This window comes from Pseudomonas cichorii (assembly GCF_019719005.1).
In the GTDB taxonomy this organism is placed as follows: Bacteria; Pseudomonadota; Gammaproteobacteria; order Pseudomonadales; family Pseudomonadaceae; genus Aquipseudomonas; species Aquipseudomonas cichorii_E.
The window spans coordinates 46,215-59,627 of sequence record NZ_JAIGPJ010000017.1 but is presented as its reverse complement, the minus strand read 5'-3'; the positions used below and the strand labels follow the sequence as shown (position 1 = coordinate 59,627).

Here is a 13,413-nt window from a genome sequence, read left to right as displayed (position 1 = left end):
TGGGCTATGGTTTGAAGGGCCTGCGCACGCTTGTTGATAATAGAGTGGGAGTGATCCAGCGTACGGTGTAGACCGGTAGCGCTAGCAAGAAACACCCTGAAGCCCGCTTAATTGCGGGCTTTTGGTTTTTTGGGGCTGGAAAACTCAGATAGCAGAGCTTGCTACCGTAGCACGAGCGCGAGTCGCGCCTCGTCCGATCAGCGAATTAAACCGCCTGCACCCTGGCCAGTTGCTCGCCTTCAAGCCAGGCGCTGATGTCGCTGGCGCGCATGGGTTTGGAGAACAGGTAGCCCTGGGCCCAGGCGCAGCCGAGGTTTTTCAGGGCGTCGAGCTCTGCGGCGGTTTCCACGCCTTCGACGATGCATTCCAGCTGCATGTCCTGGCACAGGGCAACCAGCGACTTGACGATCTTGAAGCTGGCCGGGTCGAGGTGGATGTTGGTGACGAAGGTGCGGTCCACCTTCAGTTTGGTCAGTGACAGCGCGTGGATCTGGCTCAGGCTGGAATAGCCGGTGCCGAAGTCGTCGAGGGAAATGCCGCAGCCCAGTTCGCGAAACCGGCTGATTGCTCGCTGGGTCTGCGGCAGGTCCTGGATGACCGCGGTTTCGGTGATTTCCAGATCGAGGCAGGCCGGGTCGAAATGGCTGCTTTTGATCAGCTCGACGATCTGCTGGGCGGCGTCCTCCGAACCGCAGTCGTGGGCGGACAGGTTGAATGACAGGCGGATACCCGCAGGCCAGCTCGCGGCCGTGTCCAGCGCCTTGCTCAGCAACGGCACCGTGAGGCGATTGACCATGCCGACGCGCTCGGCAATCGGGATGAACTCACTGGGCGGCACGTTACCCAACTCCGGGCTTTCCCAGCGTGCCAGGGCCTCGAACGCGACGGTTTGCTCACTGTGAATATCCACGATGGGCTGGAACACCACGTGAAACTCAGAATCCAGATCGGCCCTGCGCAGGGCCTGTTCGGTCAGCCCTTCGCGATTGAGCTGCTGGCGATGGGCTGCGCTGAACAGGCAGACCGTGCCGGGGCGGTGGCGCTTGCTCTGATACAGGGCGTAGTCGGAGTATTCATACACTTGCGTGGCGTCGGATGCCTGATCCGGGAAGGTCGCGATGCCCAGTGATGCACTGATCTGAATAGGGATGTCCACCAGCAGAAACGGCTCGCGCATGCTGGCGCAGATTCTGTCGCCAAACTCCCGCAACTGGTCGTCGCTCATGGCCTGAGTGATGATCAGGCCAAACTCGTCGCCTCCCAGCCGGGCCAGGTGTACATCTTCGTCGAGCAGCCCGGTCAGGCGCTGGCCAACCTGGCAAAGCAGCTTGTCACCAATGCTATGGCCATACAGATCGTTGACCGGCTTGAAGCCATCCAGGTCGATCAGCCCCACGGCAAGGCGAATCTCCTGCTCGCGGGCGCGGGACAGCAGCGTATCGAGGCGGGAAAAGAACTGCCGCCGATTGGCCAGTCCGGTCAGGCTGTCCTGATTGGCCAGGTGAAGGTTTTCCTCGCTGAGTTTTGCCGTCTGCGCCTGCATGTTCACCAGCCGGGTGAAGTCGGCGTACTGTGCCTTGAGAATGATCAGCATGGCGATGGACACCAGCAGGACGTCAATCGCAGTGGCAACAAAGGTCATGATATTGGTGGACGCGAAGAACACCACGAACGCTGTGTTGACCACTGCGGTGGTGGCCAGGGCTGCTGGCAGCAGGTGCATCATGCAAAAAATGCAGCCGATGACGGTGATCGCCATATAAAAGGCGACATGCGCCTGGGCATAGCTGTCGCCATAGGGAAACAGCGCCAGCGACCAGGCGGTGAACGCCACGGCGACAAACGGCGCGAGCATATTGGTGCGCTTCAGCGCCGCCAGCATCTGCTCAGGGGTGCGCGTCCGTCCGCGCGTGCGCATCCATTCCGCAGCACGAATCACGCCGAACAACGTCATGATCAACGGGCAATACACCACCAGCCAGCGCGGCGCGACCGCAAAGTGGGTGCCCGCCAGCATCAGGGTGTTGATCAGCAGGATGAAATACATCATGGGCAATTGGCGAGACAGCGCGATGTATTGCGCCTTGACCAGACCAGGATTGTCCTTGGGCACAGACATCAACGCTCGTACGCCGAGCAGTGTTTTCTTCATCAGACGACGCTCTGAAAATACAACCAGATAAATAACCGAACGGATTATCCTTTCCAGACCGGATCGAGCAGGGTTAGAAACTGCTCTCATGGGATCGTGTCGGCCAATCCTCTGGTTTCTACAATCTTTACGACTAATGGCACTTTGATTTCGTTCCGCCGACCGGTCGTAATAGTTGTAAGCGAGGCAAGCGCCGTCGAACGGCACCGATAATTAACGGCCAATGGGCTGTCATCTGCGACGATTGGCGCTTTTCCGGAGGTGAGACGGTTTTAATTTTTGTCTTAAGACGGTGCTGGTGGGGGTTTTAGTTTGGAGGTCAAGAACTTCAATCTCAACAATACATGACCCCCCTAAACCCCCCTCCCAACTGCACTATCAAACTGCAACCTTGCCTCTTCAACCTCTGGCAATTTCAGCAGTGTCCATTTGTGCAGCTCACGAAATGGCTGTTGCAGGCTTTGGCCCAGCGGGGTGATTTCGTATTGCACTGCCACAGGCGACAGCGAGATGACCTGTCGGGAAACCAGTCCATTGCGTTCCAGTCGTCTCAGGCATTGTGTCAGTGCCTTTTGGGTCACGCCTTCCAGTCGGCGTTTGATGGCATTGAAGCGGTGTGGCTCTTCATCCAGAACAGCCAGAACCATCATGGACCACTTGTCTGCGATCTGATCAAACAGTGCGCGGCTGGGGCAGTCCGACGAAAAACATTGTGGCTGTATTTCGAGCATCAGGTTTCCTCAGGTATACCTAGGCGATTCAAGGTGCCTAATTGACATTAAGTCTACAAAATATACTTATATGCCTTCCGAAATCAATGGATTCAACTTCGATGTCAAACCTTGATACCAGCGTTTTATTCCGTCCTTTTTCCATCGGCTCTCTGGAATTGAAAAACAGGATTGTCATGGCTCCGATGACGCGCCTCTTCGCTCCGGAGGGCATACCGGGTGAGGCGAGTGCTGCCTATTATCGCCGCCGGGTGGAGGGTGGCGTTGGGTTGGTTCTGTCGGAAGGCACGGTCATTGATCGCCCGGCGTCGCGTAATGAGGCCAGTATTCCTTTTTTCCATGGTGACGCGGCGCTGGCCGGGTGGAAGAACGTGATCGATTCAGTTAAAAACTCGGGTGGCCGCATGGGGCCGCAACTCTGGCACACCGGTGCAGTACGTAGCGACAGAGGCTGGGAACCCGATGCGCCCGTTGAAAGCCCGTCTGGCCTCAATACGCCAAGTGACCCGCGCGGTGTGGCGATGAGCGAAGAGGATATTGCCGATACGGTGGCTGCATATGCCAAGGCCGCTGCAAATGCCAAACACCTGGGCTTCGACACCGTTGAGATTCATGGGGCTCATGGTTACCTGATCGATCAGTTCTTCTGGGCGGGCACCAATCAGCGCACCGACCGTTATGGCGGCCCGACCATCAAAGAGCGTTCACGCTTTGCCAGCGAGATCGTTGCTGCCGTTCGTGATGCGGTCGGCCCCGAATTCCCGATCATCATGCGTGTCAGCCAGTGGAAGCAGCAGGATTTTGGCGTGCGTGTCGCCGAGACTCCAGCGTTGATGGAAGACTGGCTGCTTCCGCTGGTCGAGGCCGGTGTCGACGTGCTGCACTGTTCGCAACGCCGCTTCTGGGAGCCTGAGTTCCCCGAGATTGATGGCGAAAACGGATTGAATTGCGCGGGCTGGGCCAAGAAGGTGACCGGGGCCGCGAGCATCAGTGTGGGTTCGGTTGGTCTGGACAACGATGTAACCAATGCCTTTGCCGGCAAGGGTTCGGCCCCTGCGCTTGCGAGTCTGGACCGGCTTGTCGAGCGCATGGAGCGCGACGAATTTGACCTGATCGCTGTAGGTCGCGTGCTGCTGAGTGACCCGGATTGGGCATCGAAGGTTGAAACTGGAGAACTTGAAAAGCTGGGCGGATTTAACCCCGCCTCTTTAGCCGAGTTGGTTTAAGCGTCTCGTGATGCAGCTCCCGTGTTACGGGAGTTGCTGCGGGCCGAACCACAACCGAGCGACTATAAGAGAAAGCCCTTGAACCCAGGGGCTTTCTCGCATCCGCCCAACCCCCCTCTAAATCAATACTTCCAAGTCACCGAAGCCGTCAGATTCCGTGGCGCACCATAGTTGGTGGAACCTGCCGATTGGTACAGCGACAGCAAGTATTTGCGGTCGGTGACGTTGTTCATATTGAGCGATGTGCTCCAGTGTTCGTCGATGTCGTAGCTGGCCATCAGGTCCACCAGGGCGTAGGCCTCCTGACTGACATTGCTGTTGGTGTCCAGCTCGGTTGCGCTTTGCCACTGAAAGCGGGTGCCGACTTTGGCCTTGGGCAGGCCGGGCAGGCGATAGGTCAGGTTGCCGCGTAAGGTATGAGTGGGGATGTACTTGCGAGCCTCTTCGCCATCGTCGTCTTCGATCTGTACAAAGGTATAGCCGCCCGCCAGTTCAAGGCCTGTCAACACTTCGCCGGAAGCGCCCAGTTCGATGCCGCGGCTTTTGACGTTGGTTCCGCGATACACGTATTGACCCCCCACGATTTCCCCGGTGAGTTCGGCGACGTTTTGCTGGTCTGTCTTGAATACCGCGGCGGTCACGGTCAGTCGTTCATCAAGCAGACGACCTTTCACACCGGCTTCCATGCTTTTGCCTTCCAGTGGCAGGATGACTCCGCCACTGGTGCTGCGTACATATTGGGGTTTGAAGATTTCTGTCCAGCTGGTGTAAAGGCTCCATTGCGGCGTCAGGTCATAAACCAGGCCGGTGTAGGGTGTGACCTTGCCGTGTACCCGGGTGTTGTGCGGCGAGCCATAGCCAGCACCTTCGCCGTCGGCGCTGAGCATGCGTGCCCCGGCGATCCAGTGCAGGTCGTCTGCAAGGCTGAAACGCGCCCCGGCGAACAGGCTTTTCTGGCGATCGGTGAACCGTTGGGTATTGAGGTCGTCGGTGTAGTTCAGTGCCGGTTGCACCACGTTGCCGGCCAGTGCATCGGAGAGGCTGACAAGCTGGTTGCCCGATGCGTCTCTGTAGTGCCCGCGCTCGTCATGATGGGTACGCCCGTAGTTGGCACCCACGGTCAATTCATGCTCCCGTCCCAGGAGTCTGAACGGGCCTGACAGCCGCGCTTCACCCGTCACCTGATGTTCCGTGCTGGTGGTGCGGTTGATATAGGCGTAGGCATCGGTGGCGGTTGCCGGGATGGCGTACAGCATTTTGGTATCGGAGTCCTGGCTCATCCCGGCCAGAGTCAGGGTGCTTTCCCAGCCGTTGTCGAAGGCGTGGGTCAGTTCGACGAAGGCACGTTGGGTATGGACGTCCCAGTAGGTCCAGGGTTGACCGACGCTGGAGCTGCGGCTGCTGTAGTGAATACGGTTGCCCGCGTAATCGGCGATCGGCAAGGCTCCCCAGGTGCTGCCATTGGAGTAGCTGTTCTGTTGGGTAAAGCCTACGGTCAGGGTGTCGGCATCGGACAGATCAAAGGCCAGCAAGCCCGCTGCCACGTTGACTTCGTGGCTGTACTGGTCGAGGTAGGAGTTGCCTTTGTCGTGGGAGGTGATGAAGCGTCCGCGAACCTTGCCGCTGTCGGTCAGCGGGCCGGACAGATCCACGCCCAGTCGGCGGTTGTCCCATGAGCCGATGCTGCTGTCGACCCTGGCCTGGAAGGTGTCGGTAGGCCGTTTGCGCACGAGGTTGACCGTGGCCGACGGATCTCCCGTGCCGCTCATGAGTCCGTTGGCGCCATGCAGCACGTCAACCTGCTCGAACTCGGTCATGTCCTGATCGCCCACCAGCACGCCGCCCGAAAAGGGCAGGCTCATGCCATCGTATTCGAAGTTTTCGATCTTGAAGCCACGGGAGGTAAAGGCCGTGCGATCCGTTTCAAACTGTTCGACGGTGACGGACGGCGCATTACGCAGCGCCTCTTTCACGCTGTTGAGTTTGAAGTCATCCATTTGCTCGCGGGTGATCACAGTGATCGCCTGTGGCGTGTCCTTGTCGCTCAGGCCCAGGCGTGTGGTGCTGGAAACCGGCCTGCCTTGGTAGCCTTGGCTCAGGCCACCGTCTTGCATGGCCTGATACTGAATCCGGGTCGGGCCAAGGATGACTTCGTTGCCAGCGCTGTTGCGGTCTGTCGGGACAAGGTAAACCGTGACTGCGTCAGTGCGAGAGAAGCTGTAGCCACTGCCTTGCAGTAACTTCACCAAGGCTTCTTCGGCTGAGTAACTGCCGATGACTGCACTGCTGCGCAGGCTGGCATCCAGGTCTCCATCGAGCAGCACGTTCTGCCCGGATTGCCGACTGAAGCTCAGCAGTGCCTGGCGCAGTGGTTGCGCCGGGATATTGAGCGACAGTTTTTCTACCGTGCTTGCAGCGGCCTGACCTGGAGCTCCATGAGCCTGAACGGTTCCGACGAGTAAGGTGCAGGCGAGCGCTGCACTCAGGGCATTACGCTGCCAGCGGGTATCGTTTTTCAGGCTCGGGGTGGATTTTTTGGCCATTCAGGTCGCTTCCTGTGAAGTATGCGCGGATATGCGAGTAGCAATCAGTCCCGTTAAGACGGATGAGCAATTGCGATTCCTGACGGTGTCTTGAATTATTTATGCGCAAGTTTCAGGCGGGGTAGATCAGCGTGACCAGATCGGTATAGCGAGCCGTGCGCACGGACAGGGCTTTGGACAGGACATCCAGCATCTGCTCGGGCCTGTTGAGGTTGAGGATCAGGCTGACTCGTCGTGCTGCGAGTTGCTTGTCCATGATGAAGATTTTCCCTTCTCGCCAGCGCTGCAACTCATCGACAACCGTCAGCAGCGGCGTATCGAAAAAGGCCAGGCGGCCATTGCGCCAGGCGAGAATCTGCTCCAGTTCCGCGTGTTGAATGGCACCGGTCTGGTTGGCGCTGAAGCGTAGGGAAAGGCCTTCTTCAAGGTCCGTCTGCTGAGTGGCGGTGACGACGCGCACGGTTTTGCGACTGACAGCCACACGTGTGGTTGCCTGATCGCATGTCAGGCAGAATTCGCTGTCATTGGCGATCACCACGCCTTCTTCAGTGCTGACCCGGAACTCGCCGGCAGCGGCAGGCACCACGTTGAAAAACGCTTCGCCTTGAAGCAGCGTCACTGAGCGTCGGGTAGCGGAGAAGTCCAGGTTCAGGGCGGTGTTGCCGGCGAGGTCGACTGTCGATCCATCCGGCAGGCTCACCTTGCGCCGCTCGCCCACGGCAGTGCGTTCGTCGGCAAACGGTGATCCTGAGCCCTTGAGCCAGAAGGACGTTGCGCCCGCCGTGACCGCCACGGCGCTGGCGGCGATTCCGAGCCCGACAAAGCGGCGTCGCGATAGTTGAGGGCGAGCGGCGGGGCGCGCAGGTTGCAGCAGGAGTGCCGAAGCGTCCCACAGACTTTCCAGCTCGGCATAGGCCTGTGCATGCCGAGGGTCAGCCGCGATCCATCTGACCAGATCCTCGCGCTCAGCCTCGGTCGGCGATCCTCCCTGTACCAAGGCAAACCAGGCGCTGGCCTGATGACTGATGTCATCATCCTGATGTACTGGCGAGTCGTGGATCGGCGGTTCGGGATTCATGGGGTAATCGATTCGGCTGGAATGAGTACTGGCGGGCGATTGTACATTCACCGGGACATGCCGAGCTTCAATAAATCCAGAGCCTTGACCATGCGGCTGTAGGCGGTCTTCGGAGAGATGCCGAGGCGTTCGCCAATCTCGGCATAGGTCATGCCCTCGACCCGCACCATCAGGAAAACCTCGCGGCAAGGTTCGGGCATGTTCTGAATCACCTCGTTCAAAGTGGCCAGTTGCTGGTTGGCGATGGCTGCCTGCTCAAGGGTGGGCGTGCTTTGCCCGACGCTGGCCATTTCCTGGCTTTCCAGCGGCTCGCCTTTGCGGTGTTCCTGGCGACGGGTGTGATCGATGAACAGGTTGCGGGCACTGGAAAACAGATAGGCGCGGAAGTTTTCTATGCGCGTACGGCCCATCTGTTCTGAGAGGCGAATGAACGTGTCCTGTGTCAGGTCAGCCGCGGTCTCTTTGCAACGCAAGCGGCGATCCAGGTATTCCTGGATTTCTGCGCGATGGGCGAGATAAAGCGCCTTGAGATCTGAACCGGACATAAAGCCACCTTGGCTGGCATACAAGCGAGCGCGGGAAAATATCACAAACGAGAATCGTTTGTGTTGAGGCTCGGTGTCAAAGTGCATTTCCAGCCGACAGAGATGATGGATGGCGATCAGGATTGAGTCATGGCAGCTCCAAAAGAGCGGATGTAACCCTCAGCGTTCTATCCGCCCTTTGTGCATTTACCTCAGGGTCTTTCAGGTCACATCCTTCATCCCCATCAATTTCAGCGCATTGATCAGTTGCCCCAGGTTGTCAAAGCGGCGGCCACTGATTGCCTGCCATCTGGGGCGTTCGATGAAGAATTTGCCGCGGCTGGTCTTGATGGTGGTTCGCACGATAGCGCCGTCCGAGGAGCGGTGAATCAATAGCGGACTGGCTGCACTTTTATTGATGACGAACATTCCGGGCATTATCAGACGATTTTCTATCGTCGGCCGTGGATACACCTTGTTGATGGCCGTCTGCAGTCTGAAGTCGCTTTTGACGAAAGTGGGGAGTCTGCCGATTTCGCCATTCATGATTTGTCCGGGGTCAATCGAAAAGCCTTCAGGTTGACCCAGGCTGACGTCCTCGGCTCTCAGGCCTATGGCACCTTCCAGTTCACTGAGGCCGGGGACGCCTTCATAAGTATTGGTGTGGGCATTGCCGACCAGCGCCAGCCATTTGCCTTTAGGGCCAAGGCTCGGTGCATCGGCCTGGAGGGTGGTGTGGGCGAAGTAGTTCATCATTTTGATACGCAACAGCCCATCGGGGTCATTCATGCCGACAATTCGATAGCTGGCCATGCAGTCTATGGGCTGAATCCGGATGTTGTTTGCATTGGCGGCATTCACCACTTCGAGAAAGGTGTACTGCCCCATGGGATCGGTATGGTGGCCTGCGTCGAGGCTCTTCAGGTAGGTTTTCAGATTGCTCGGCATGCGGCCCGATCTGGCAAAGGTTTTCAGGTCCTGCAAATGGAAGTCGTTAAGCAGATGCTCCATATACAGCGTTCTGACATTGAGTTTGCTCAACAGGCGCATGTTGTCGATCAGGAATTTCTTGCTGCCTGACTCGGCGTGGCTTTCCCCGATCACCAGGCCGGGAGCATTGGCAAAGATCTTCTGCAGTGTGGATTTACAGGTGTCGGTGGCTTCAAGGGGTGGCATCTCAGGCCTTGCGGGCAATCTTGTCTGCTTGAAGAACTGGAATGCATCCGTACGTAATCGTTCTCTGATTGCCCTGAAATCAATATAAGGGTCTGTAAATGAATGACTTCTGACCCAGTCGCCTTGCAAGACCCTGCGTTCTCCGCCATTGGCCGCAATCAGGAGGTCCGGCTTCATGCTTTCGGGTACGTCGTAGGGGCTGGCTCTGAGTGGATAATTGATGTGTGAGAGTTTCAGGCTTGATGCCACTGGTCCGCCACCTCTGAGGCCTTGGGCATCGACGGTTTCCCACTGGCCGGCGGCATTGATGCGTATCGGGACGTTACGGTAGAACGAGAAAGGATTGTTCGGATCGATAATGGCCCAGCCGTTCATCTCGTTGACGAAGCGAACGCGGTAAGCCTCGCCCTTGATCGAAACGTAGGTGCTGCCGTCAATCAATTGATAAATACCCTGCATCCGGCCACTTGGTGCCACGGGAGCACCGACGAGTTTTACGGTGGTCTTGAAGTGCTCGAGCAGTTGCGAAGTCTCTTGCGGTATGACTTCTGAAGCTTCAGTGATCGCAGGACCGATACCGGGCTCGACGTCAGACGCAACTGGCAGCGTTGCTTCGTGTTCGATAACCGGGGGTTCTGCTTCTGGAAAGCCGCTGATCAGGAAGAGGCTATTGAACAGCACGTCCACTCCACTGGTGATTGCCCCGATGACGCCTGCCTTGCGCTCGGCGGTGGTATGGCCGTTGACCGCCTGATCGATATTCAGGCCCATATCCGCCAGCCCTGCACCCACCACAGCCAGTGCAACAGGCCAGTCAATGGCCGCCAGTGGGCCCAGGACATGGGAAAACGCATTGAGATAGCCGATCCACATCTGCTTTCGCAGGTCCGCATTGGAGCGCATGGACAGATTGGCATCGGCGTTCATGCGGTTATGTGCGCTGTCCCGAAGCCAGGTGAATGCATCCATGCCCAGATCGCGGTCATTTTGATTGATCAATGCAGGGCTGCCAGCGGGCAGTAGATCCATCAGATGGTTGAGGCCCACGTCGCTGTTGATTTCGCTGCGCATTGAAAGCGGGAAATGCGAGAGCAATCGCGCCCGGTCGCCGACGTTGGTTGTTTCTCTGACCAGCCAGGCTTTCAATTGCGGCTCTGTATCAAAAACATGAAAGGGGGTGATTTCCCCGGGGATATAGATAATTTGTCGGCCTCGGGGCGTCACGATGCGCAGGATATCGCTGGCTTCATGACCGCCGATATCAAAGGCCGTGACGCGTACTCCGGCAGGCGCACGGGTTGTAGCGCTCAGCATCGACAACTGAATCGGCGCATGAACATTGCCCGCGACCGCTTGAGTGATCCACTGGAAGTCCTGAGCAGAGAGATGGCCGTTGTGTCGATCTTCCAGAGCCTTGGACAGGAAGTTGGCTTTGCTGAGGGTACGAAAGTCCTCTGCGCAGTTTTGCCAGAAACTGGCAAGTCTTGCCTTGTACTGCGAGCTGAAATCCATAGCCCACAAATCGCTCATGACATCTGAAACAAGCATTTTCACTTCAGTGTGTTCATCGTAGGTGTCGGCCTGCGGCCCTGCTGTGTAAAAGCCGCTCATGGTCTGCAGTTCATCTGCATAGTCCTGATCCTCTGCATTGAATCGATGCAGGATCAGTTGGGGCAGGGTCATTGACTCGATTGGCGAACCGTAATGCTGCCAGCCACTGAAGGTGACATGGCTGCTCACCGCTGTGGTGAAGCGGTGCCAGTAGACGGTGTCTGGAGAAATCGTCAGGCCGGTATGTTTGCGCAGGATATTCCTGGCTGTTTCCAGGGCCTGCTGGCGCATGTCCGGACAGCTTTCGGCCACCCGCCGAGCGATGGTTTTCAGTTCCATCTGGTCTTGGGAAAAGGGCGGTGCGGTTGTTGAATTGTTGTTCAGGCTCACAGGATTCACCTCGTATATGGAATCCTCCAAGCGTCTCGCCAATCGTCACAGCAGGAGCGCTAAATAGTTAGTGCAGTATTGCCGCCCTTATCTTTCCCCAAATGCAGGTGTATCGTATTCGCCCCTCGCATCTGCTCTCAGGTGCATCCCGCAGTCGTTCTTGAGGTGTTTGCCCTTATGTCCTTTACCCGTCGACAAATTCTCGGAGGTCTGGCCGGTCTTGCCGTAGTGGGTCTGGGCGCAGGTGGTGCATCGCGTTACTGGCTGGGGCGCAGCGGGCCGGGCGAAGGGCATGACTTCGAACTGATTGCTGCGCCGCTGGATGTCGAACTGGTGCCCGGTTACAAGACACCGGCCTGGGCGTTCGGCGGCTCTGCGCCGGGCACCGAGTTGCGGGTGCGTCAGGGTGAATGGCTGCGGTTGCGCTTTATCAATCAGTTGCCGGTGGAAACCACCATTCACTGGCATGGCATCCGTTTGCCGCTGGAAATGGACGGCGTGCCTTACGTTTCGCAACTGCCGGTCAAGCCGGGCGAGTATTTCGACTACAAGTTTCGGGTCACCGACGCGGGCAGTTTCTGGTATCACCCCCATGTAAGCAGCAGTGAAGAACTGGGGCGCGGGCTGGTGGGGCCGCTGATTGTCGAAGAGCGTGAGCCCACGGGTTTCCTGCATGAACGTACGGTCAGCCTGAAAAGCTGGCATGTGGACGAGCAGGGCGCATTCACTGATTTCAGCGTGACCCGCGAGGCGGCCCGTGAAGGGACGGCCGGGCGCTTGCAGACCATCAATGGCGTTCCCTTGGGCGTGATCGATTTGCCTGCCGGGCAGATCACGCGGGTGCGTTTGCTCAATCTGGACAACACCTGGACATACCGCCTCAACCTGCCCGATGCCGAGGCGATGATCTATGCACTGGATGGCAACCCGATAGAACCGCGTCCGATGGGCGAAGATTACTGGCTCGGGCCGGGAATGCGCATCTGTCTGGCAATCAAGGCGCCGCCTGCCGGTGAGGAAATCTCGCTGCGCAATGGGCCGGTGCGTCTGGGTACTTTCCGTTCTGTGGCCAATAACGACGCGCCGGGCCAATGGCCAGCCGCCTTGCCGCCCAATCCGATCCCTGAACCGGATCTGGAGAATGCCGAAAAGATCAATTTCAACTTCGAGTGGGTCGGCTCCATGTCGGTCAACACCGACAATGGCAAGCCGCCAAGCCTCTGGCAGATCAATGGCGAGGCTTGGGATATCACCGACAAGACCTGTGCAGACCGGCCCATCGCCAAATTGCAGTTGGGCAAGAGTTACATCTTCGAGCTGAAGAACATGACTCAGTACCAGCACCCGATCCATTTGCATGGCATGAGTTTCAAGGTGATCGGCTCCAATCGGCGCAAGATCATTCCGTATTTCACCGATACCTTTCTGCTGGGCCGAAATGAGCGGGCGCGGGTGGCTTTGGTCGCGGATAATCCCGGCGTGTGGATGTTCCACTGCCATGTGATCGATCACATGGAAACCGGGCTCATGGCAGCAATAGAGGTTTCTTGATGCGTCAGCCGCAAATCATCGATCGCAGTCGCGATCAGGACTTCATGCGCGAAGCGCTGGCACTGGCCGCACAGGGCGCGCTACTGGGCGAAGTGCCGGTGGGCGCTGTGCTGGTGCAGGATGGCCAGATCATCGGACGCGGTTACAACTGCCCGATCAGTGGCAGCGATCCCAGTGCCCATGCCGAAATGGTCGCCATTCGCGATGCGGCCAGGGCGGTGAGCAACTATCGTCTGCCGGGCAGTACGCTGTACGTGACGCTGGAGCCCTGCAGCATGTGCGCGGGCCTGATCGTGCATTCTCGTGTGGCGCGCGTGGTTTTTGGCGCGCTGGAGCCCAAGGCCGGGATTGTGCAGAGCCAGGGGCAGTTTTTCACTCAGGGGTTTCTCAACCATCGCGTGCTGTTCGAGGGGGGAGTGCTGGGGGAGGAGTGCGGGACGATGTTGAGCGAGTTTTTCAGGATGCGTCGGGCTGCCAGCAAGGCTTGAGCC

The 13,413-nt window shown here is 58.1% G+C and carries 9 protein-coding genes; 3 read left to right on the top strand and 6 right to left on the bottom strand.

Translation table 11 applies throughout. From position 1 onward, the window contains the following. Positions 1-205: 205 nt before the first annotated feature. Together K5D32_RS14315 and K5D32_RS14310 are read right to left on the bottom strand one after the other, a co-directional pair. The gene (locus tag K5D32_RS14315) at positions 206-2,152 is read right to left on the bottom strand and encodes a bifunctional diguanylate cyclase/phosphodiesterase (protein ID WP_216705063.1); all 1,947 of its coding nucleotides are present in this window, start codon (positions 2,150-2,152) and stop codon (positions 206-208) included. 353 nt (positions 2,153-2,505) lie between these two features. Continuing rightward, positions 2,506-2,883: a helix-turn-helix domain-containing protein gene (locus tag K5D32_RS14310; protein WP_221576702.1), complete on the bottom strand. Its 378-nt coding sequence runs from the start codon at positions 2,881-2,883 to the stop codon at positions 2,506-2,508. Between the two features lie 101 nt (positions 2,884-2,984). On the opposite strand from K5D32_RS14310, the gene K5D32_RS14305 reads away from it, so the two are divergent. Then, positions 2,985-4,109 (top strand): NADH:flavin oxidoreductase, encoded by a 1,125-nt coding sequence (locus tag K5D32_RS14305; RefSeq protein ID WP_221527118.1) that lies wholly within the window; start codon positions 2,985-2,987, stop codon positions 4,107-4,109. Positions 4,110-4,231: 122 nt separating this feature from the next. On the opposite strand, the gene K5D32_RS14300 is transcribed toward K5D32_RS14305, so the two are convergent. The 4 genes from K5D32_RS14300 to K5D32_RS14285 form a co-directional block, all read right to left on the bottom strand. Beyond that, complete coding sequence (locus K5D32_RS14300; protein ID WP_221600700.1) at positions 4,232-6,652, bottom strand: TonB-dependent receptor; 2,421 nt, start codon at positions 6,650-6,652, stop codon at positions 4,232-4,234. A 112-nt stretch (positions 6,653-6,764) separates the two neighbouring features. Beyond that, positions 6,765-7,730: a FecR domain-containing protein gene (locus K5D32_RS14295; protein ID WP_221600698.1), complete on the bottom strand. Its 966-nt coding sequence runs from the start codon at positions 7,728-7,730 to the stop codon at positions 6,765-6,767. A gap of 47 nt (positions 7,731-7,777) precedes the next feature. Continuing rightward, positions 7,778-8,275, bottom strand: a complete 498-nt coding sequence (locus K5D32_RS14290) for an RNA polymerase sigma factor (RefSeq protein ID WP_221527115.1) — start codon at positions 8,273-8,275, stop codon at positions 7,778-7,780. Positions 8,276-8,476: 201 nt separating this feature from the next. Further along, positions 8,477-11,371 carry a membrane-targeted effector domain-containing toxin gene (locus K5D32_RS14285; protein WP_221600696.1) on the bottom strand — a complete coding sequence of 965 codons (2,895 nt, stop codon included), beginning with the start codon at positions 11,369-11,371 and terminating at the stop codon, positions 8,477-8,479. Between the two features lie 177 nt (positions 11,372-11,548). On the opposite strand from K5D32_RS14285, the gene K5D32_RS14280 reads away from it, so the two are divergent. After that, positions 11,549-12,922: a multicopper oxidase family protein gene (locus tag K5D32_RS14280; RefSeq protein WP_025258868.1), complete on the top strand. Its 1,374-nt coding sequence runs from the start codon at positions 11,549-11,551 to the stop codon at positions 12,920-12,922. Next, positions 12,922-13,410, top strand: coding sequence for a tRNA adenosine(34) deaminase TadA (gene tadA, locus K5D32_RS14275; RefSeq protein WP_221600694.1), 489 nt, complete (start codon positions 12,922-12,924; stop codon positions 13,408-13,410). The genes K5D32_RS14280 and tadA overlap by 1 nt, the downstream gene beginning before the upstream one ends. Positions 13,411-13,413 lie beyond the last annotated feature (3 nt).